Source organism: Corynebacterium sp. MSK204, from assembly GCF_030229885.1.
GTDB lineage: Bacteria > Actinomycetota > Actinomycetes > Mycobacteriales > Mycobacteriaceae > Corynebacterium.
Window position 1 is genome coordinate 36,207 of record NZ_JASPGQ010000015.1, and the last position, 20,272, is coordinate 56,478.

General features: G+C 56.4%; 22 protein-coding genes and 3 pseudogenes. 8 read left to right on the forward strand and 17 right to left on the reverse strand.

What is annotated here, in order from left to right; translation table 11 throughout:
• Window positions 1–270: 270 nt before the first annotated feature.
• From QP908_RS09730 to QP908_RS09740, 3 genes are all read left to right on the forward strand, one after another.
• Window positions 271–1,770 (forward strand): type IV secretory system conjugative DNA transfer family protein, encoded by a 1,500-nt coding sequence (locus tag QP908_RS09730; RefSeq protein ID WP_284772174.1) that lies wholly within the window; start codon window positions 271–273, stop codon window positions 1,768–1,770.
• An 18-nt stretch (window positions 1,771–1,788) separates the two neighbouring features.
• Window positions 1,789–2,145 carry a DUF4913 domain-containing protein gene (locus tag QP908_RS09735; protein ID WP_070624135.1) on the forward strand — a complete coding sequence of 119 codons (357 nt, stop codon included), beginning with the start codon at window positions 1,789–1,791 and terminating at the stop codon, window positions 2,143–2,145.
• Between the two features lie 152 nt (window positions 2,146–2,297).
• Window positions 2,298–2,795, forward strand: coding sequence for a hypothetical protein (locus QP908_RS09740; protein WP_070624133.1), 498 nt, complete (start codon window positions 2,298–2,300; stop codon window positions 2,793–2,795).
• 63 nt (window positions 2,796–2,858) lie between these two features.
• Here the strand turns inward: QP908_RS09740 and mobF are convergent, their stop codons facing one another.
• Window positions 2,859–7,334, reverse strand: a complete 4,476-nt coding sequence (gene mobF / locus QP908_RS09745) for a MobF family relaxase (protein ID WP_284772175.1) — start codon at window positions 7,332–7,334, stop codon at window positions 2,859–2,861.
• 232 nt (window positions 7,335–7,566) lie between these two features.
• On the opposite strand from mobF, the gene QP908_RS09750 reads away from it, so the two are divergent.
• On the forward strand, window positions 7,567–7,941 hold the full coding sequence (locus QP908_RS09750) for a 3-deoxy-D-manno-octulosonate 8-phosphate phosphatase (RefSeq protein WP_234288087.1): 375 nt from the start codon (window positions 7,567–7,569) through the stop codon (window positions 7,939–7,941).
• Window positions 7,942–7,980: 39 nt separating this feature from the next.
• Here the strand turns inward: QP908_RS09750 and QP908_RS09755 are convergent, their stop codons facing one another.
• Window positions 7,981–8,304, reverse strand: coding sequence for a hypothetical protein (locus QP908_RS09755; RefSeq protein WP_070624127.1), 324 nt, complete (start codon window positions 8,302–8,304; stop codon window positions 7,981–7,983).
• A gap of 68 nt (window positions 8,305–8,372) precedes the next feature.
• Between QP908_RS09755 and QP908_RS09760 the strand changes: the two genes are divergently transcribed.
• The gene (locus QP908_RS09760; RefSeq protein ID WP_234288088.1) at window positions 8,373–8,936 is read left to right on the forward strand and encodes a hypothetical protein; all 564 of its coding nucleotides are present in this window, start codon (window positions 8,373–8,375) and stop codon (window positions 8,934–8,936) included.
• Between the two features lie 84 nt (window positions 8,937–9,020).
• Here the strand turns inward: QP908_RS09760 and QP908_RS09765 are convergent, their stop codons facing one another.
• Together QP908_RS09765 and QP908_RS09770 are read right to left on the reverse strand one after the other, a co-directional pair.
• Window positions 9,021–9,239, reverse strand: coding sequence for a hypothetical protein (locus QP908_RS09765; RefSeq protein ID WP_070624122.1), 219 nt, complete (start codon window positions 9,237–9,239; stop codon window positions 9,021–9,023).
• Window positions 9,240–9,387: 148 nt separating this feature from the next.
• Window positions 9,388–9,690, reverse strand: coding sequence for a hypothetical protein (locus QP908_RS09770; protein ID WP_284772176.1), 303 nt, complete (start codon window positions 9,688–9,690; stop codon window positions 9,388–9,390).
• A gap of 314 nt (window positions 9,691–10,004) precedes the next feature.
• On the opposite strand from QP908_RS09770, the pseudogene QP908_RS09775 reads away from it, so the two are divergent.
• Window positions 10,005–10,627 (forward strand): annotated as a pseudogene (locus tag QP908_RS09775) (transposase); the annotation flags it as partial.
• A 97-nt stretch (window positions 10,628–10,724) separates the two neighbouring features.
• Here the strand turns inward: QP908_RS09775 and QP908_RS09780 are convergent.
• Window positions 10,725–11,969: an IS256 family transposase gene (locus QP908_RS09780; protein WP_284767321.1), complete on the reverse strand. Its 1,245-nt coding sequence runs from the start codon at window positions 11,967–11,969 to the stop codon at window positions 10,725–10,727.
• A gap of 125 nt (window positions 11,970–12,094) precedes the next feature.
• Between QP908_RS09780 and QP908_RS09785 the strand changes: the two are divergent.
• Window positions 12,095–12,823, forward strand: a pseudogene (locus QP908_RS09785) (IS3 family transposase); the annotation flags it as partial.
• 64 nt (window positions 12,824–12,887) lie between these two features.
• Here QP908_RS09785 and QP908_RS09790 read toward each other — a convergent pair.
• The 12 genes and pseudogenes from QP908_RS09790 to QP908_RS09840 form a co-directional block, all read right to left on the reverse strand.
• Complete coding sequence (locus QP908_RS09790; RefSeq protein WP_070624364.1) at window positions 12,888–13,139, reverse strand: hypothetical protein; 252 nt, start codon at window positions 13,137–13,139, stop codon at window positions 12,888–12,890.
• Window positions 13,140–13,162: 23 nt separating this feature from the next.
• Entirely contained in the window at window positions 13,163–13,513 is a 351-nt protein-coding gene (locus QP908_RS09795; RefSeq protein WP_070624365.1) for a hypothetical protein, read from the reverse strand.
• A gap of 190 nt (window positions 13,514–13,703) precedes the next feature.
• A complete protein-coding gene (locus QP908_RS09800) occupies window positions 13,704–13,961 on the reverse strand; it encodes a hypothetical protein (RefSeq protein ID WP_011116985.1) in 258 nt (85 codons plus the stop codon).
• A 77-nt stretch (window positions 13,962–14,038) separates the two neighbouring features.
• Window positions 14,039–14,542 (reverse strand): DnaB-like helicase N-terminal domain-containing protein, encoded by a 504-nt coding sequence (locus QP908_RS09805; RefSeq protein WP_011116986.1) that lies wholly within the window; start codon window positions 14,540–14,542, stop codon window positions 14,039–14,041.
• 22 nt (window positions 14,543–14,564) lie between these two features.
• Window positions 14,565–14,777 (reverse strand): glutaredoxin family protein, encoded by a 213-nt coding sequence (locus tag QP908_RS09810; protein WP_011116987.1) that lies wholly within the window; start codon window positions 14,775–14,777, stop codon window positions 14,565–14,567.
• 553 nt (window positions 14,778–15,330) lie between these two features.
• Complete coding sequence (locus QP908_RS09815) at window positions 15,331–15,861, reverse strand: DnaB-like helicase N-terminal domain-containing protein (protein WP_011116988.1); 531 nt, start codon at window positions 15,859–15,861, stop codon at window positions 15,331–15,333.
• Window positions 15,862–15,886: 25 nt separating this feature from the next.
• Entirely contained in the window at window positions 15,887–16,315 is a 429-nt protein-coding gene (locus tag QP908_RS09820; RefSeq protein WP_011116989.1) for a hypothetical protein, read from the reverse strand.
• Window positions 16,316–16,338: 23 nt separating this feature from the next.
• Window positions 16,339–16,965 carry a ParA family protein gene (locus tag QP908_RS09825; protein ID WP_011116990.1) on the reverse strand — a complete coding sequence of 209 codons (627 nt, stop codon included), beginning with the start codon at window positions 16,963–16,965 and terminating at the stop codon, window positions 16,339–16,341.
• A 447-nt stretch (window positions 16,966–17,412) separates the two neighbouring features.
• Window positions 17,413–17,830 (reverse strand): annotated as a pseudogene (locus QP908_RS09830) (transposase family protein); the annotation flags it as partial.
• Window positions 17,831–17,994: 164 nt separating this feature from the next.
• Window positions 17,995–18,849 (reverse strand): 23S ribosomal RNA methyltransferase Erm, encoded by an 855-nt coding sequence (gene erm, locus QP908_RS09835; RefSeq protein ID WP_005390949.1) that lies wholly within the window; start codon window positions 18,847–18,849, stop codon window positions 17,995–17,997.
• A gap of 99 nt (window positions 18,850–18,948) precedes the next feature.
• Window positions 18,949–19,014 (reverse strand): erythromycin resistance leader peptide, encoded by a 66-nt coding sequence (locus QP908_RS11855; protein ID WP_071569110.1) that lies wholly within the window; start codon window positions 19,012–19,014, stop codon window positions 18,949–18,951.
• 336 nt (window positions 19,015–19,350) lie between these two features.
• Window positions 19,351–20,061, reverse strand: a complete 711-nt coding sequence (locus tag QP908_RS09840) for an IS6-like element IS1628 family transposase (RefSeq protein ID WP_011069225.1) — start codon at window positions 20,059–20,061, stop codon at window positions 19,351–19,353.
• Between QP908_RS09840 and QP908_RS11890 the strand changes: the two genes are divergently transcribed.
• On the forward strand, window positions 20,060–20,272 hold a 213-nt coding region (locus QP908_RS11890; protein WP_502868901.1), incomplete at its 3' end, for a hypothetical protein. The two genes, QP908_RS09840 and QP908_RS11890, sit on opposite strands and share 2 nt — an antisense overlap.

A 20,272-nucleotide genomic window follows, 5' to 3' on the forward strand; every position in this document is an offset into this window, starting at 1 on the left:
AAACCTGCAGGTAAATAGCACAGGAAAGGACGAAGAGTAATGGGCAAAACCAACCCCAGAAACTCAGGCGGGCCAGGAACTGACGGGCAAACCATCTTCCTTGCTGTCATTCTCGTAGCAGCATTGTCCGTACTTGGCACCGTGCAAATCGGTGCGGTAGCAAGCTGGAAGCTTGCCGGTAAAGACAAACCACCTCTCAACCCATTTCAAACACTAGCCGGTCTTATCAAAGGTCAAATAGAGTGGACAGTCATTGCGACAGTAGCCGCAGTGCTGCTGTGGCTAGCTATTGCTGGATTGGTTTATCTATGGATGAAGTCCAAGCCGAAAAAGACCACCAGCACCACGGGACAGGCCTCAAAGTACCTAGCCCCCAAGGGCGATATTGCTTCCTTGTCGCGCAAAAGCGCAGAGAAGAAGGCAGCGAAGTTTATTGGCGAAGACGCCGCTAAAGACTATCCCGGCCTGCGCATGGGCAAAGATCTACAGTCTCGACGCGGGGTGTACTCCTCATGGGAAGATCTGTACCTCGTTATCTTCGGCCCTCGCCGAGGAAAAACCACGTCTCAGGTTATTCCGGCAATTGTCGATGCTCCGGGAAACGTACTGACCACCTCAAACAAGGCCGATATTGTCTATGACACTGCCGCGATTACCGAGGCGCGTGGAAACATCTGGATCTTCGATCCACAAGGCCTTGTTGCAGGGCGAGACGATCGCCCGTGGTACTTCGACCCTCTCGACGCGGTACGCCGCGACCCGATGAAGATGGACAGCGAAGCTATCGCGCTGGCCGATATTTTCCGCTCTGCAGCTCACGGTGATAACAGCACAGGCGACGCCTTCTTTTCAGAGGGCGGTCGCGACCTCCTCGGCAGGCTTTTCCTCGCCGCAGCATTGGACAACCGCCCTATTACCGACGTCTTCCGCTGGGTTAACGACGATGAAGACCGCACACCAGTAGGTATTTTGCAGCGCTTTGACGAATGGGAATCCATGGCCGACGCACTCAACGGAACCTACAGCATTACTGAGCGCACCCGATCCGGTCTATTTTCCCAAGCAGCGCAAATGGCCGCGCCACTGGGACGACGAGCTATCAGGCAGTGGGTTACCCCAGACGAGGACAAGGACAAGTTCGAACCAGAGCAGTTTGTCCGCGCCGACCACGACACGTTGTATCTGTTGTCCAAGGAAGGCGTAGACAACGCTGCTGCTCTAACGACGGCACTAGCAGCGGCCACGATGAAAGCTGCCGAGCGCTACGGTGAAGAAAATGGTCTGCGTCTTCCAGTGCCAATGATTGCCGCGCTCGACGAGGCCGCAAACACGGTTCCATGGCCGGAGCTTCCTAAGCTGTACTCCCACTACGGCTCACGTGGAATTATCGTCATGACGATCTTGCAGTCTTATGCCCAAGGCGTAAAAGCCTGGGGCAAGGAGGGCATGGAAGCATTGTGGTCTGCAGCGTCTGTACTGCTCTACGGCGGCGGTGTCCGTGATCAGGACATGCTCAACAAACTAGAACTTCTCATTGGCGACTATGAAGAGCTGACTAAATCCGTTTCTCGATCGGCAGATGGCGGACGCTCTACCTCGATACAAGCGCGTGAGAAGAAGATTCTCAACGCCGCAGAACTAGCTGCCTTGCCCTATGGCCAAGCGCTGGCTTTTACCGGGCGAAGGCCGTTTGCGCTGTATCTAGAGCCGTTCTGGGAGCGTACCTACTGGAATGAAAAGACCCGCCAGCTGCTTCCTGCACAACAGTAACTACTACCGGAGGAATCCATGGCAGAAGAGAAAATCGATCCCAAAGACTTCCACTACAAAAGCGTCTTCGAGTTCGTCGACAAGTTCCTAGTGACGATGTACCCGACTACCGACAACCGGATGAAAAACGTCGCGTGGTCTCCTACATGGTGGAATCACCCCGAGGTCGTTGCCCGCATAGATGGACTCTGGAAGCGCTACGAGTATCTGCGTGTAAAAGAACCCGATACTGCACTAGAGACTTTCCTGCGTCTGCATGGCGATTACCACATGCGACAAATCATGAAGGACGACGGAGTCTTCGCCGATTGTAAACGTGAAGACGTTCCGTCTCGTCCGCTACCAGTTACTTCCGCAACTAAACCCGCCTCCTAAACAAAAGCGAAAGGACACCTACTATGTCTCGTACATCTGTCGATGCGTCCACAGCCCGCACTATCCGAAACCTACGCCGCGCGCTACACGCAGAACGTGTACGTCGCTTTCCTCCGCGCACAATTCAGCCAGGCCCCAACGCTATAACCCGTATGGCAGGCGGCGCACTTGCAGTAGAGGGGTGCCGCGCGCTCATAGAAGAAAATGAGCAATCCCGCACATGGGTCATTGATGATTTCAACCGCCGCGGTATGGCCGAATCTGCCGCCGCTATCGCCGATAGCTACGAGGACAACATAGCCTTCACTGACGAAGACGGCCACGATTTCCGATTCTCTGTCCGGGATGGAGAACTCTCGCGCTATAGCGTAGAACGCCTTGGAAAAGACATCTCCGCTGCAGCAGGAGACGACGACGCCCGGGAGGTCACAGCATTGTCTCCGGCAGAAGTCATTGACGATCTAGAGGCCCAAGACGCAGACCCCGAAGCTGTAGAGTCCTATGCTCTCGCCGTAGGCGATAGTGACGTCTCCCCTAGTGACCAGCTAGTTGACCAGCTTCAGGCAGAAACCAGCGAGGAACTGGAATCTCCGGGCAACGACCTTACTGACGTAGCTGAACAAGCCGATGAGCAGGTTGCCGAAATGTAGCCATACACCCGCGCACAAGGCGGTAGAAAGACCAGACGGTTCTTTCTACCGCCTTGTGTTTATTTAGAGCTCTGGGCCTTGTTCTTCTTCAAGCTCATCAGCGGGTGCTTGCTCGTCGGTGGTATCGCTGTCGCTGGTAACGCTTTGCTGTTCGCCGCCCAGGCCGAGGCTGGCGAGGAAGTCGAGACCTGCTTGCGCGCCCTCATGCAGTTCACCGGCGTCTTCGTCTTGGGAGTTATCGGTGTTATCGGCTTCTGGGGTGGTCTCGGGCGCTGGTTGCGCTTCTTCTACGGTGTTCTGGACGGTGGTGTCTTGTTCGTCATGGTGGGTGTCGTCATTGTCTGGTTCGTAGGCGGCAGCGATGGTTTCTGCGACCATGTCGCGGATTGTCTCTTGTGATGGCTCGTCTACGCCCAGGCGGCGTAGTTCGTAAGTGCGTTGTGCGGCCAGGAGGTTGACTTCATCGGCGATGTAGCCTGCATGGTCAGCGACATCGTTAGGGATTTCCTCTGCGCGCAAGCGCGTGGCGATGTCGGCGCGGTCAGCCCAGTCCATCTTCTCGCGGCGGATAGTATCGAGTCGCTGTTGAAGCTTGTGGGCGTGCTCGCTGTCGTGTTGTGCGGCAGCATTTAGGCGCTTGTCCCATTCTTCGGTGTCGTCGGCACGGTAGCAGATTTCGTCCCACAGACCTGCCTCCGGCAAGTTAGCACCAGTATCCTCAATGGCCTGCTGAGCTAAGCTGCGGCGCTGTTGCGCCTGTTCAAGACGCTTGTGCGCATGGTCTATGCGCTGTTGGTACGTGCCATAGCCTGCAGCGTTATGGTCGTAGGCCCGCTCGGCAACCGGGCGGGTGTAGTCCTCTGCCAGTAGGCGTTGGTGCTCAATGTCTGCCAGGGCAGCTTCTTCTTCACGAAGGGCGGCACTGTGGTCTGCCATGGCCTGCTCATAGGCGCGAATGCGCCCAGCATCAAGGCATATCTGCTGGTAGTCAGCCTGTACCTCATTTGCGGCTGCGTCTTTGTCCTCGTGGAGGCGGGTGGTGATACTTGCTTCTTGCCAAGTGAGCGATTCCACCTTGGAATTAGCAAAGCGTGCGTGCTCTGCCAGCACAGACTGGTTAAGCCGGTTGAGGTTTCCTTCCTTACTGGTAAGGCGAGCAGTTTCCGCGCGGTCGTAAGGGTTGTGGGTGCGAAGCCACGTATCGAGTTCTATATCTGTCTGACCAGATACAGGAGGCAGCTGGTTGCGCTTTCCGGTATCGCGCAAGCGGAGTTGTTCGTCTAGACGGTAGCGGATAAGCCGTGCCGGATCATGGGCGTTGTCAATATCGCGAGTAGCAGCGTCCATGACGGTGCGCGGGTCAATGCCCGCGTCGATAAGCCTTGCCCAGCCGTGGCGGATGGGTGCTACACCGTCGTCGCTGGTCTCAATCTTTCGGGAAAGGTCGCCGGGTAGGGTGTCGATCCAGTCCGGCAGGTAAGCGTCGATGAAGTCGTTGGTGGCTTCATCTTTACCCATAAGCCACAGGCCCATCATGCGATCGGGTGAGGTTTGCTCGTCGACGACCTCGGCTATGACCTCGCGTGCAGCCTTCGGGCTGTTATCGCGCGAGATTGCCTTATTAAAGACGTCCCTGACACTCGGGGCGTGGTCTATGCCTTGGTAGTGGTAGTGGCCTTCCTCGGCAAGTTCATCTAGCTGGTGCTCGGTGACCGCATAGATGTGGTTGGCGATTTTTCCTCGGGTCAGTGCAACATACAGCCCGGCTCTATCGACGTGATGGTCGATTACCGCGCGGGTGCAGTCCACGGTGCTGCCCTGGGCGCGGTGGACGGTAGCAGCATAGCCCAACTGCACATTGTCTCGTACGTAGTCTGCTGGCAGGCACAACTCTTCGCCGGTTGTATTGTTGCGGGCGGTGATACTGCCGCCCTCGGCAATGCCGGTGACAGTCAGCAGTGTGCCGTTGTTAATACGGGTACTCGTTGCGGTCTCATCGTCGTAGAAAGTCTGGTTTTTGCGCGCCAGAATCGTATCGCCCACGCCTGCTTTTTCGCCTCTAGAAAGCTGGGCTTCCACGGTGGTGTCAACAACGCTCTGGGCGATGTAGTGGGCGCGGATTGTCTCGTTGAGTTCTGCCACATCGCGGTTGGTGGCAGCAATAAGCAGACTGGTTTTACCGCTAGAAATATCAGCCAGGTAGTCTGCTGCGGCCTTATCCAGCATGTCGCTGCGTGCGCCACCATTGACCCAACCACGCTTAGCGTAGAAGTCGAAAGTAGAAGAATCGCCCTCGCGCAAGCGCAAGCTGGTAGCAGATTGCTCACTATCTCCACCGAAGCGCACGACTTCGGAGAGTTGATTATCACTGCGGCCAGAAGCGTTGACCATTGCTCCGAAAAGTCCGCCGTTTTCGACCGCGCCGAGCTGTTTATGGTCACCGATAAAGCGCACGACTGCGCCTGCTTCTTCGGCAATTTCTAACAGTGAGCCGATGTTAGGGGTCGAGGCCATGCCGGCCTCGTCGACGATGATCATGTCGCCTGCGTTAATGGATACTGGAAGGTCTTTGAGGCTGTGGCCGGGCTTGGTTGGGTGGTTTCCGCGCCAGGTGTAGGTGAGTTTGTCGATGGTAAAAGCGTCAAAGCCTAAGTCTTTAGACAACACATCTGCCGCCTGTGCGGACGGGGCCAGACCAATCACATTGCGGCCCTGGTTCGCCCAGACGTTGGCGACAAGACGCATAGATGCGGTCTTGCCGGTACCTGCCGGGCCTACGCCGGTAGCAGCCAGTGTGCCGCAGGTAAGCAGGTAGCGCGCCATGGATTCCTGTCCTGTATTAAGGCGGAAACCAGCCTCGGCTTCGTGCTCATCGAGCGCTTTATCAATCGCTGCAGACGGTGCGAATGCAGCCACCGGTTCGTTAAGCGCAGCCAGTGCTTTGTCTTCGGTATCGAGAATGTCCTGGGTGGTATAAAGCTCACTATCAGCGCGGGTATCGCGAGCTTTACCTGCCGTATTTTTCAGCGCCTCCGGCAGTTCCAGAACATCGAAATCATTGAGCGCAATGGCCTTATCGCGCACAATAGCCTCGACCACAGTGGCGTGGATAAGGTCGCGCTCGGAAAGAGAATTAAAGCGATAGCCTTGGAGTTTTCCACCTGCAGCAGTAGCTACATGCGAGGTACGAAAATAGGAACGACGCCTCGTTACCGTGTCTACAACGTCGTCGATCAGGCCCGATAGGTGGGTCTCGGCGTCAAACAGTTGGCGCTCATCACGGCCAGAATCTGCGGCAAGTTGGTTGATTGCAGCGAGTTCTTCTGCTCCGTTTTCGCGGGCGGATACTTCATTTTTCCAGCCTGCGCGAAGCTCCGACAGGCTTTCTGGTTCACGCTTCGCGTCACGGGTTTCCAAGATAGCTTGCTGCCACAAACGACCCACCTCAACCGAGTTAGGGGTTGCGCCACGCTCGGCAACAAACTCTTCAACAAGGCGCTTATAGACCGGCTGTGCGCCACGTCGACGCTTAGAAAACGACTCCATCAACGACTCGGAAACACCGTCGATCTCCCACGTGGGTTCCTTGTTGACCCCATGGTCACAGGCGGTGAATGTGTAGCCCATGTCGTTAGAAAGCAGGGTGTTCAAGATGGAGTCATAGCGGTGCGAAATTGCTTGCGCCTGCTTGTGCAGTGCCTTGGAATCAAGGGATAACCACCGTCCATCTTCGGCTTGAACCTTGTTAGATACCAGCACGTGCGAGTGCAGATCCGGGTCTCCTGCGCGCGTATCGTAGTGCTTAAATTCGGAGGCAATAACGCCTTTTGTCTTAACTTGTTCTCGCCCCTGCTTGCCGGAGCGAGTAAAAAACACGTTGTCTTCTGCCCACGCCATAGCCTCCTGCACGGCCTGGTGATGAAGCGCCTCAATGCGCCGCGCGGTCTCTTCATCAGACAACGCCCACGCCACAGACACGGACTTGGCGGGCGAGAAAGTCATATCAAAACCCGACACAGATTGGCGCACATTGTCTTTAAGACCGTTGACCCAGTTGACGATTTCCCGGCCCGATTGCGGCTCGACGCCGTGTTCCTCAATGAAGAATTCTCGGCCAATATCCTGGACTAACTCGGCCCGCTCCTGCTTTCCCATCAGCGTGCCCGTTGTCTGCCTATGGCGGCGCTCCGCATCACGAAGTGCCACCAAAACCGGCACATCATTCGTGAAATTAGCGAACGGTCGACCCAGCTGTACGTCCTTGATTTTCTGACCTTCGGACATCTTCATATCCGCATCCGGATGCAGGCCCTCGCCGTACAACGCGGCCATTTGAGACTCGGTAACTTCCCCACCCTGCACGACATTCTCGGTGTTCAAACCGGCAAGACCAGAGCCTAACCAACGACCTGGCGGGGTGCCTTTCGCGTCGTAATACTTCGACAAACTTGGCGCGTCTGTCGGCCCATCATTGGTAGCCACAGAGCGCAACAGGTACTCATAACCTGTTCCGCTATTGACTACGCGCAGGGTCATCATGCACCCTAGTCTAGCAGCCAAAACCCGATTAACACTAAGAGTGCCAATAGTGTGTGTCTGAAAGCGCGCTTGCGCGCGCCGACGCGGGCGTATGCCGCGTCTTGCCATAGTCCAGAAAGTCTCGTCTTTCTGTTTGGGCTCTGGTCATTTCGCGTCAGCGGGTGTTTGTGTCAGGGTTGCGGTGGTGTATGTGCGCTGGCATTGTGGGCTTATGGTTACCGCAAGTAAAAGTTTGAAGAAGCGTCAGGAACTGCGTCAGCATCTCGAAGAGGAACAGCGCAAGCTGCGCGACAGGAAGAAGAAGCTCAACTCGCTACTGTCGCTAATCGACCAGCGCGAGAAACTCGATGAGAAGATTGGCGAAGCCTCGCAAGAAATTATCGACCTAGGCGAGTCCAAGGAGCTTGTGCGCGAGCTCGTCGGTGTCAGCCAGCGGGACTTCAACGACATGCTAGGAGCCGCTAGTGACTCCTCCCCTAGTGCGCAGGATTCGTCTGGAGACGAAGAGTCGCACGCTGGTGATGATGAGCGCCAGGACAACGAAGAAGCCGCCAGCGCCTCTGAGGGCGCTGGCGGCGAGGATGACCACGCTTCTGATGGTCAGTAGTCAGTAGAGAGAAAGAGCAGTCTTTCGCGTCGAGTCTGGCTAGTACTTGTGCTCGTTGGGGTCGTAGTACTCGCCAGGGTTGGCGGGCGCGTCTTCGTAGGTGTTGGAGTATGGCGAGTCGTTAGTCTCGTCGGTGGCGCGCTCGTAGTGGTCGGCCATGGAGCCAATCATCACGCCGAGGAAGGTAAGGAAGTACCAGATGATGATCCAGGCGATGATTCCGCCTAATGCTCTGAGGATTCCTGCCACCAGTCCTGCGCGTCGTATCTGGGCGATGAGCATCCAGATAGGTATGGCGATAAGGGCAAGTTGCCACCAGCCGGGTACGTGGTTGGTGGATTCGATAAATGGCAGTGCGTCCATGGGGTTGTCCTTCCTCTCTGTGGTGCGTGCTGCCTATGGTGTCATAAGCGTTGGACGTGTGGGGTGTCATGAAAGACTTTGAGGATATTCCTTTTGCAGAGCTTGCTCACCTGGAGCCGAAGCGGCCGGCTTCGGCTCGGCAGTCTCGTGCTGCGCGTGTTCATGATCCGGAGCTTCCTTTTGACGATAAGACTGTCAAGACTTTCTTTGAGCATGTCGTGAAATCACCGCACGGGTGCTGGCTATGGGTGGGTTCCATTTCCTCTCCTGATGGGTATGGGCGGTTTACGTGGCAGCGCGGTAATCGTCAGCGCACTGTGGCGGCACACCGTTTTGCGCTTCTTGTCGCGGGCGAGTCGTTCGCCGCGCGCGAGGTTGCCGAGCACGAGTGCAACGAACCGCTGTGCGTGCGGGTCGGTTGTGGTCATGTGCGTAAGACAACACAGCGGGAGAACCTTCGCTATGCGGTAGCGCTTGGCCGTCATACTGGAAACAGGGTTGCTGTTACGGCGTTGAGTTCTCGGGTTGAGCGCTCGCGGCGGATTAGGAATGCGCTTCGTGATGGGTGGGACGAACGTCGCTACCGTGAGGCAATCTTTGGTGTCGATAGTGACCAGCAGACGTTGTTTTAGTGTGCGGTGTTTGTGTCAGGGATTGGGTGGGGTGTCCCCCTTTCTTTCAATGAGTGCGCCCCGGCGTGTGCCGGGGCGCTATGTCTACAGTGCGTTGGCTTCGACTAGTTTCCAGAAGTCGACGTTGGTGCGGACTCGGAAGCCGCTGCGGTTGAGGTTGATGTTTCCGTCGGCGTTGATGTCGTGAGGCCAGTAGATGAGTCGCTCGGCAATGGCGTTGATGTTGAAGCGGTGTGCCCACTCCCCTAGCGGGGTGATGATTTCGTAGTGGATTGCGTCGTTCAAAGTGGCGTAGGTTGCCATGAGTCTCTTTCCGTCTCGTATGCGTCTCGCTTGTGTGTTGTGCCGGTGTATCCGGCGCTGTGGTCGTCTGTGAGGCGTCCCTTGGGGCTTGGGTGCCCTGTGGCGGGCCCGGTGGGCCTGCGGCCCGGTGTGGGCCGCAGGCGGGGTCTTATATTTCGACGACCGTTGCTAGGACGGTGAGGAAGACTTCGGCGCGCACGATGATGGAGTGCTCTAGGTGGGTGGCGCGGCAGTTTTGCAGTTCGTTCCAGATTTCGGCGGCTTGGTGGTCGTTGATGGTGATCTCGCCGAGGTAGGCCCGTGCTTCGTGGCGGATGTGCTTTGTCGGTGCGGTGGTGTCGATGTAGGCGTAGTCGACGACGAAGCCGTGGTTCTTGTTGCTCCACCATTCGAAGGCGTCCATGTGGATCTGTTGTTGTGGGGTGTAGAAGGTGGTGGTTTGGGTTGCCATGTCTGGCGTTCCTTTCGGTTGGTGTCGAGTGGTGCCGCGTGTGTGGTGGAAGATGTCTCTTCCGTGCGGCGTGCCTTTAGTTTAACATATGTTTTAACATATGGCAAGACATATGGCGGAACATATGTCTTAGCATATGCCTTAACAGGTGGTGCGTACATTTACCTGGTGACACCGTCTATCGTGCGCCTCCCTACTCCCCCACTGGTGCGTGTGCTTAGTGTCATTGCTATACAAAAAGCCCCAACCGCAGGTGAACTGCTCCCCATTAGTTGGACTGAGAAATCAGTTACCTACTAGTGGGGAGCAGTTGTATGCATACACGTAGTTCGTTGTCGGCGGGGCAGCGGGAAGAATTGGTGGCCCTTTTCGAGCAGGGTTGTAGTTACTGGGCTGCAGCGCATCATGTCGGTGTTGGTGTTTATCCAGTTCGCGCTTTGTTTCGTCGGTTCTTGCTCCATGGCAAGCTGTGTCTTGTGGAAAAGCCTTCAAAGCAGCAGTACTCCTTCGAGATCAAAAAGGAAGTTGTCCAACGCCATCTCACTGGCGAGTCAAAGATGAGTCTTGCCCGTGAGTTTGGCCTGTCATCAGACCAAGTGGTTGGATATTGGTCGCGGAAATGGCGCAAAGGCGGCGATGACGCCTTAAAACCGAAGCCGAAGGGCAGGCCTAAAGGTTCAGCTAAGCCGAAAGTGCTTTCTGAAGAAGATAAGCTACGTCGCGAAAACGAACGGTTGCGGGCCGAAAATGCCTACCTAAAAAAATTGCGGGACTTGAGGAATCAGGGACGCGCCTGAAAGTCCAAGCGATCGTCATCCTCAAGTCTCACCACCGCTTGGAGTACCTCCTAGAGGCAGCCGGTATGCCGCGGGCGACATTCTTCTACCACCAGAAACGACTCAGCGAGCCAGATAAGCACGCTGCGATCAAGGACGCTGGTCAAGTCCTGGGTAGTGGTGTATCTGTTTTCGAATCTGGGGTTAGTTTCATGGCGGTGGTTTAGGGGCCATCTCGGGGATAAGGGGTGAGGGTATTCACGCGGCGATCTCCTGGTTGTTGTCGCGGTCCTCGTCGATGACCCCAGCGGCGATGATCTCTTTGGTCTGTGCCAGGCTGGTCAGTGACATATAACGCTTCTGTTGGATCCAGTCATCGTGCTGTTCGGCCAACACCGCCCCAACAAGGCGCACAACAGCGTCTCGGTTTGGGAAGATTCCTACGACATCGGTACGCCGGCGGATCTCCCTATTGAGCCGTTCAGTGGGGTTATTCGACCAGATTTTGGTCCACACCGCTCTCGGCGCAGCGGTAAACGCCAACAGCTCGTCGAGACACTCCTCGAGGTAGGTGGCAACGTGAGGGAATTTCTGCTGGCAGAATTCAATAACCTCACGAGCTTGGGCCCACACACTAGCGGCATCGGGTTGCTGAAAGATTGTGTGAAACATCGCTGACAGAGTCGGCCATTGGTTTTTGGGAACCTGGGCCGAGAGGTTCTTCGCGAAGTGCGTTCGACACCGCTGCCAACTAGCCTGCGGCAGGCAGTCACCCACGGCTGCTTGAATACCAAGATGGGCATCACTAGTAACGAGGAATACCCCGGTCAGGCCACGGGCGATGAGGTCCCGAAAGAACCCGGTCCACGACGCGGTAGATTCCGCGGTGGCAACCTGCATGCCCAAAAGCTCTCGGTAGCCGTCAGCGTTGACACCTGTGGCCAGCAACACGCTGGTCTTTACGACACGTCCTCCTTCCCGCACCTTCATTGTCAGCGCGTCGCAGGAGACAAAGTGGTAGGGGCCTTGGTCAAGCCGGCGGGTGCGGAAGTCATCGACCATGTCATCGAGTTCTTTGGCCATCTGGCTGACCTGAGACTTCGACAAGTTGTTGATCCCAAGGGTGGCCACCAGGTCGTTCATCCTGCGAGTGGAGACTCCTTTCAGGTAACAGGTGGCGATGACTGTGGTCAAGGCACGCTCGGTGCGGCTGCGGCGCTCTAGCAGCCAGTCAGGGAAAAATGCGCCGGTGCGTAGCTTCGGGATTGCCACATCAATGCTGCCGACTCGGGTATCAAGTTGGCGATGACGGTAGCCATTACGTGTGTTGGTGCGCTCGGCTGACACGGTGGCGTAATCAGCCCCGCAGACGGTGTCTGCTTGGGCGGAAAGAATCTGGTTGATGAAGTCAGTGAGCATTTGGCGCATCAAATCTGGGGACGCTTGAGTCAGCAGCTCTTCGAGATACGCGGTCGGATCGATATGATGAGGGTCAGCGGCCATCGCAGGGTACTTCCTTTCGAGGATAGGTAAGAGTTGATTCGAAAGGTACCCGCGATGGTCGCCTTCATGCACACCGGCACAAGACTTACCGCGGGCTACAGATACACCACGTTAGGGGACGCAACCAGGACGCTATCCGGGAAAGCTTCGAGGTTAACAAACATCGCTACGGCTACCGGCGAGTGTTGCTGGACCTGCGCAACAAGGGCTGGGTGGTCAACCACAAACTCGTTTACAAACTCATGCGCCAGATGGGGCTTCGGGCCAAGATCCGCCAACGCAGACCGTATATTTCCTACGCAGGAACTAAAAGTCGCATTGCTGACAACAAGCTTGACCGCAAGTTCACCCCAGACACGCCAAACACCGTCTTTGTCAGCGACGTCACCGAGTTCAGGGTCGCAGGCCGAAAAGTGTATTTGTCACCGGTGATGGACTTGTTCGACCGCTCAATCGTCGCTTACACCGTGGCTACATCGCCGACGGCAGCGTTTACCGCCGAATCCTTGACTAAGGCGATTGCAGCCTGCGCGCCGAAGCCTGGGTGGATGATGCACACCGATCAAGGCTTCCAGTACCAGCATTCCTCCTGGCGTAACCTGATCAGTGACAACGGCGGTGTCCAGTCAATGTCGCGAAAAGCCAACTGCTACGACAACGCAGTAATGGAGAACTTCTTTGGCCACTTGAAAACCGAGATGTACCACGGAGAAGTCTTCGACACCGTCGAGGACTTTAACCAAGCCATCGAAGACTACATCCAGTGGTACAACACCGAACGCATCCAACAACGACTCAAGGGCCTGACCCCGATGCACTATCGGAATCAGGCCCTTGAACCCCTCACCGCCTAGAATTAAACCAGTCCAACTTTTGGGGGCCAGTTCACAGGGCGGCTGGGGCTTGGCGTGCGAGGGTCTAGATGTTGTTGCCCTCGTGCCAGTTTTCAGCATCGGCGTGCTCGTCGTAGTGCGCCTGGGCGCAGTCTTTGGCTTCGGTAAGGGCCTTGATGGTTAGTTCTACGTCTGCCGGGCTGTAGGCGCGGGCTTGCAACTCGTCAAGCGTTGCGCCTTCTACTGCGTAGATTTCTACGGCGGGGTTTTCCTCGTCGGTGTCGACGGCAATGGTGCGCAGGGCGTGGATTGGGGTAGTCCAGGTTTTCTTCGGCATGGGTCTCTCCTTTTTGGTCTAGGTTATCCCACCAGTGTGTAGGCGGCTTGCGGGGTTGTGCGCAGTTCTAGGCGGGCGGCGGTGTCAATGGCCATAAGCGCCAGGGTGACGATCAATCCGCTAAGGGCGATTGCGGAGGGGATGAAGATTGCTTTTACCCCTTGAGGGAAGACGGCGACATTGGCCAGGAGCGGGAGTAGGACGGCTATGGCTGCGGCGAGTGTGAATAGTGGGCGGTAGGTTTCTTTGATGGTGCGGCTGGTGTCTGCGGGTAGCTGTCGCAGGCGCATTTCTGCGTTGCTGAGGTAGTTGATAATGGGCACGATGAGTGCGGTGGCGGCGATGAGGATCAGTAGTCCTAGGGTGGTTGCCATGTCTGGCGTTCCTTTCGGTTGGTGTCGAGTGGTGCCGCGTGTGTGGTGGAAGATGTCTCTTCCGTGCGGCGTGCCTTTAGTTTAACATATGTTTTAACATATGGCAAGACATATGTTAGGCCATATGCTTTAGCGTATGTTAAGGCATATGGCAGGCGGGTTAGTGCGGTTTATGGCCTGTGTGCTGCTCTTATGCGAGCGCTTGGCGTAGCTGATACCCGGCCAGCAGGACCCAAAACCCCGCGGTTGCTAGGGCGATAAAGAAGACAGTTTCGGATGCGGAGTATCCCGTCAGTCGGAGCACGACGGGTGGGACTGTCCAGAACACAGCCGGGACGGCCAGGCCGAAGAGGGCGATGTCCGCGCGCTCATTAGCGTCGCTGAGGGCGAGGATCGTCAAGGCCAGGAGGGCGGCGAGAGTGAAGGCGGCGAGGGTGTATGAGGCCATGGCGGCAAGCTTCCTTTCGGTTGAAACTTCGAGGACGCTTTTGATCGTATCGGCGGGGTGTGCACACCCTGCTGGGCTTAGAGTGTGGTGATGTCTTGGTAGCGTTGCCAGGCTTTGCGTTGGCCTATGCCGTGGTTGATCATGATGTCGAGTAGTTCGGCTTCGGGGGCGTGTTCGGCGGCGTGGCGGAGTTGTTCGGTCATGTGGAGGTATTGGCGGCGGTAGCTGGTGCTGGCTACTTGGCGGGCGTAGTCGGCGAGGTGGAGGTCGACGATTTTGAGGGTGACCAGTTCTGTCATGATGTGGTGTTGGTCGTCGGCGAGTCCGTCGCGGTTGCCTTTGGCTTGGAGGGTGTTGAGGACGGTGGAGGCGTCGGTGGGGCGGCTGTCGTTGACGAGTTCTTGTAGGGTGGCAAAGATTCTCGCCAGTAGGGTGTTGGCGAAGTCTGCGGGGTCGAGTTTGTCGGTGATGGTGGCGATGGTGTCTTTGTCGCCGCTGGTGAGCATGGCGGAGATGAGGCAGGCTTCGGAGTTGGTGACGGTGATGGTGGCGCTGATGGTCTCGGCAGTGTCCTGGGCCATGGGGTGCTCCTTGCTTTGTGGGTTATGCGGCTTGGCGTAGTTTGTCGGGGCGGAAGCCGGAGAAGCTGTTGCCGGCTTCGTCGACGATGACGGGGGCGCTGGCGTGGCCGAGGGTGGCGAGGTAGCCGGTGTGTTCTTTGGCGGGTTTTTCTTGGTAGTTGAGGCCGAGTTTGTTGGCGGTTTTGATGGTCAGTCGGCAGGGGTGGCATCCGGGTTTGGTGTAGATGGTGAGCATGTCTGCTCCTTTCTGGTCGAGTGTTGCCTTCCGTCACGGTATGCCTCTAGTTTAACATATGTTTTAACATATGGCAAGACATATGTTAGGCCATATGCTTTAGCATATGTTCGGGGTTTGTGGCCGCCACCTGTAGTTTTACTGGTGCCGGTGGTGTCGGTCTGGGGTGTGGGCGTGCATTTTTCTTGCTTTCATCTCCGGCACGTAGTGCCTGCGCCCGCCTGTGGTGGAGGTCAAGAAAGCGTGGAATAAATAGCGAAAAGCGCCCCGGATTCGGGGCGCGCGGGAGCGGTTTATGCCGCGAAAGTTCTTGACCGTAGCCACAGGCGGGTTAAGCTGCCGAAGGCGGAGATGAAAGCGTATCTGCCGAAACGGACACTGGTTGCGGCGTGTGGCTGTGTGGCTGGTCTTTCACGGTGGTGTTGGGGGTTGTTTTCCACGGGAGTTGCGCTCGGGTGCGCGGTGGGGTGGTCAGGCCATGATTGAAGGTCGTGGAAATTCCCGCAGCGAAGCGAGGAAATTGGAGCGAAGGCCACCGTGGGGTGGGTGTGGTTTAGTGGCGCTCTTGCGGGGTGTCTTTGTGATTGCGGTAGTAGCGGTCTTTAATGCGGCGTTGTTTTTTACCTTCTTTTACTAGCAGTGGGTAGAGGTCTTTTTCTGGTGCGGTGTGCGCCTGGCGGTTAAGGCGTTCGACCATGTGGCGGTATTGGCGGCGATACGAGTTGGAGGCTACGGCTTCGGCGTAGTCGGTTATTTTCGGCGGTATGTGCTCTAGGTTGGTGAGCATGGTGATAAGTCCGTCGATGTTATCGGTGAGTATGCCGGATTGGTCGCCTTCGGCGTGTAGGGCTGTGCGCACGCTGGCGGGGTCGTAGGGTCTGCCGCTTTTGAGTTGTTGGCTGATGGTGGCAAAGATTGCGGCGTAGTCGGTGGAGTAGAAGTCGGCGGGGGTGAGTGTTTGTGTCAGGTTTACCGCTTGGGTGGTGTCGCGGTTCCAGAGCAGGGCTGCGATAAGTAGCGCTTCGGGGTCTTCGCGCGGGTCGTTGTCTGCGCGGTCGGCGATGTGGGGAGTCTCGTGGGACATGGTGGCTCCTTGGTGTCGCGGGTGGTTATCCTTCCCAGCCGGTTTGTTGAGCCCAGGAGGAGATGAGCTGGTCGGCGATGGAGGCTCCATACTTGCTGCGGATTTTTTGCATGGCCTTCAGGGTGTCTTTGGGGATGTAGACGGTGGTGGTGCGGGTGAGCTCGTCGGTGTTGTAGGTCGCGTCTGCGGGCTGGTAGTCCGCGCCGTGGTCGGTGATTAGTTCCCAGGCTTCTAGAAGTTGGCGGTAGATAGGGGTGCTGGTTTCTGCCCAGTTTCTGCGTAGTTCTTTGTAGATGGAGTAGGGCAGGTTGACGGTGGTGCGGTGGGGCTTTTCTTTCTTGGTGGCCTTTGTGACCTTGGTGGTATTAAGTCCGGTGTCTTTGGTGAGGGTGGGTTTTCCTTGGGCGTCGGTTTGCTTCTTTTTCGGGCGTGCCAGTCCTGGGGTGTCGTTCATGGTTGCTCCTTTTTAAGGTGTGGTTAGTTGGTGATTTGGGCGATGATTTTGTCAAAGATTGCGGGATAGCCGTGTAGTTCTTTGGCGCTGTTGCGGGGCCAGTGTCCGAATTGGCGGTCGAAGTAGGCGCGGGATTCTACGCCGGGCCAAATGACTGGGATTCCTTCGTCTTCAAGGACTTTCCGGGCGCGGTCGGCAGTGCTTTTGCGCTTGTCCCAGATGGTGGGCAGTACGGCGTAGTGTTTGCCTTCTGGAATGACGTCGATGATTTTCCAGGTTTGTGCCATATCCGTGTGGGTGCCGGTGGTGGGAATGACGACGAAGTCTGAGTTTTCGATGATGAGTTCAGACATGCTGTGATTGCTGGGTGGGCCGTCGATGATGACAAGGTCGTCGCTGTATTTTTTTACCTTGCGCGCGAGGATTCCTCGGTTGACGGCTTCGACTTCGACGTCAACGTGGGGGGCGTTGGGGTTTTCTTCGAAGGCGTCGTTGGCGTATTCGATCCATTCGGAGGCGGTGCCTTGTTCGGCGTCGGCGTCGAGGACGTGGACGGTGTATCCACGGTAGGCGGCGACGGCGGCGAGGTTGATTGCGCTGGTGGTTTTTCCGGTTCCGCCTTTGGCGTTGAGGCAGGAAATTACGGGCATGGCTGCTCCTTTTAGGTGTCGAGTGTTGTGTTCTCAAAGTGTCCTTTGAGCTGTGGGTTTCATATTAGCATATGTTCTGCCATATGTTAAGCCATATGCTTAAACATATGTCTTGGCATATGTTTAATTGGGAGCTTTGATTTTACGTCTCACGTGGGAGTTTGTTGCTTTTTTCGGCTACGTTTTCTACGATCAATCGTGTCGAGTGTTTAACTGATTCCTTTCGGTTATTCCGACGTCTCGGGGATGCCCGAGACAAGCTCCCGGGGATGCCTGGGAGCTTTTTTATGTCCAAAGCAAGATTGCACGCGTGGGGATTGAGGGTGTGAATCCCACTGTCGTGGGTTTGATGAGGTAGTCGATGTTGCGGAAGCTTTGGCATCGGCGTGCGTTGTGCTCCGTACGTTGTTTCAAAAACGGGTTTCATCAAACGGAACAAAACCTGGGACACTTCATATCCCACCCCAGGCCTAATGACTTGGGTGCAGCGGCAACGCTCATCCGATTTAGGCAGAGTCGTTGCAGGATCCAGTGGGTCACCTGGTCCGTGGTCTTTGAATTGTCGGGCGCGCAGGCAAGGCCAGCACGGAAGATCTTCTGCAAGCAACGCTTGTTGGTGCACCGGTAGCGTGGAAGGCGCACATGAAGTTGTTGGGTGGCCGACGATGGGCAGATCGACCAGGCTGCGGATGACGTGGTCGCGGAATACTCCAGGCTGCCCGCAGGTAGGGCATTCATTGATCGGCTCGACGGGTTCGGCTTCAATAACAGTGACGTCACCGTTTTCTGTGGCACCGGTGATAGTAGTTCCTAGTTTTGCGGTGCGGCAGATGGTATCGACGATGACATTTCCGTTAGGCTGCACAGTAGGTCCTTAGTTTTGTACGGATGGATTAGATACCTTTTTCCTACAAAGCCAAGGACCCCAATATCTTGTGCCACGCCCGAACCCCCGGCGAACTAATCAATGCACTCTAAAACCGGAAGAGCCCTTTTAGTACTACTGGTGGATTTCGGTTTTGGTGGGGATTAACGCCGCCGGCTTCGGTTTTTCCGTTGAGGAGGTCGTTGACTACTTCCCGATGGTGAAATGGGTCGATGGTGAGGTAGAGAGGAACCAGTCACCTGGAAGAGATCGATCCAGTCGTTGGTGTGCAATCTGGGAGGTAGGGTCGCGGGGTCGATTCCTCGCGAGCGCAACCATGATTGTGTTTCTGAACGTGATGAAAACAACCCTGCCCTTCGGAGAATTTCCCCTATCCCGCGTCCCCGGGCAGTGAAAACGGTGTGCACCATCGCCTGAAAGGCTTTGCGCTGCTCTATCGGAATCTTCGGGTCACCCACCCGGCGGATCACTAAGATCCCCCCGTCAACGTTTGGCTGTGGCCGGAAAGCAGTCCTTGGTACCCGAGAACCCAGGTGAAATGTGAACCATGGGGACCACTGAGCCGTCATCATCGTGCTTGCGCCTACCCCGGCCCGGCGGCGAGCGACTTCCCACTGCATGAGGAGTACAGCGTCAGTCCATGCTGGCGCATGCAGCAACTTTCGAAGAATGGCAGTGGTGAGGTGAAAGGGAATGTTTCCCACAATGACGCAGGGAGTGGCGGGTAACCGGAAGTTAAGGAAATCATCATGGACCACTTCGACCGCCGCCGAGGAGGTTTCTTGTGTGATTTTGGCAGCTAGTTTTGCGTCCACTTCAACTGCCGTTATCGCCCTCCCCAAGTGGGCCATCGGGTGAGTGAGGGCACCGCTTCCTGGTCCGATCTCAATGATGGGGCCGGAGGTTTGTTTCACAAGGTCGATGATGGAGTTGATGATCTTGTGGTTGGTGAGAAAATTTTGGCCATGCTCGTGACGGCCGTGTCCGTATGCAGACATCAGGTGTGCTCCTTGGATTTGAAAGGGAGCCGGGCATGACAAATAGCCGCCCGGCTAAAGGACCGGAGCGGTTTTTAACCTACGGGGTAGGAAACCGCCTTAGCGGTTGGTGCGCAACCGCAAGAAAGCGGTACCTGAAATCAACATGGGTCTAATTATATCCATTTAAAGGGTAATTGTTTGTCCTATTTTTCGCTCCGGTTGCGGGCGCGCTGTAAGGCGGTATGGTTTTGGGTGTCCGCAGCGCGCTTCCCCCGGCGCATAGTCGGACGGAAGGAAAATAAAAAGCCACGACTCCCGCACCCCCGTAGGTGGCTTCTCCCCTAGTGCTTCCAACGACGAGAAGCACTAGGGGAGTTTCCTTTAGCGCGTAGCTTCCAGCCGTTCTTTGAGACTGGTGGCTAAGTCTGTAAGTTCATCTGGATGGTGCTGTTGCAACTTGGGGCGGGAGCCAAGAAAGCTCCGTTTTTATTGTGTGATCAACGCTATGTGCCTGTGTTGTCAGGCCGTCTCGAATACCCGGCTAACAATCACTGCATCCGGATTCGGGTGACCATAGGCAAACATCGTGCCCTGCCCCTTCCGCAATGAGTGCATCGCTTCCATCCCTTTCAACGTCCGGTAGGCAGACGTTTGGTTTTTGAATGCTCCTTTCGGCCCCAGGATCCGCTTTAACCGGCCATGATCGCCTTCAATGACGTTGTTGAGGTATTTCACCCGACGATGCTCGACCGTCGATGGACAGACGCCTTCCGCCTTCAGCTCAGAGATTGCCCTGGCGAGTGAGGGGGCCTTGTCGGTGCTGATCACCCGCGGATAGCCTGCCGATTTATTCGACCGCAGCGTCTTCGCCAGGAAACGCTTCGCTGCCGCGACGTTGCGTTTTGGTGAGAGGTAGAAGTCCAGGGTCTGGCCACCTGCGGTGATTGCCCGATAGAGGTAGCACCACTTTCCCCCGACCCGGATATAGGTCTCATCCACCCGCCAGGACCTGGCCTGCCAGTCAGGAACTTGCCGATACCACCGGGTCTTCTTATCCAGCTCAGGAGCATATTTCTGGACCCAGCGGTAGATCGTGGTGTGATCGACCGGCACTCCCCGCTCGGTCATCATCTCTTCGAGGTCGCGATAGCTCACGCCGTAGCGGCAGTACCACCGCACCGCCCACAGGATGATTTCACGAGGGAACTGCCGACCGGAGAAGATGCCCATGGACCTGATTATTCCACGCCGGTCTTCCTACTGCCCCAACTTTGCAACAGCACCTCATTTCTTCGAGATCGCGGTAGCTCACCCCGTAGCGGCAGTACCACCGCACTGCCCACAGGATGATGTCACGGGGGAAATGACGACCGGAGAAGATGCCCATGGCTCTGATTATTTCACGCCGGTCTTTCTACTGCCCCAACTTTGCAACAGCACC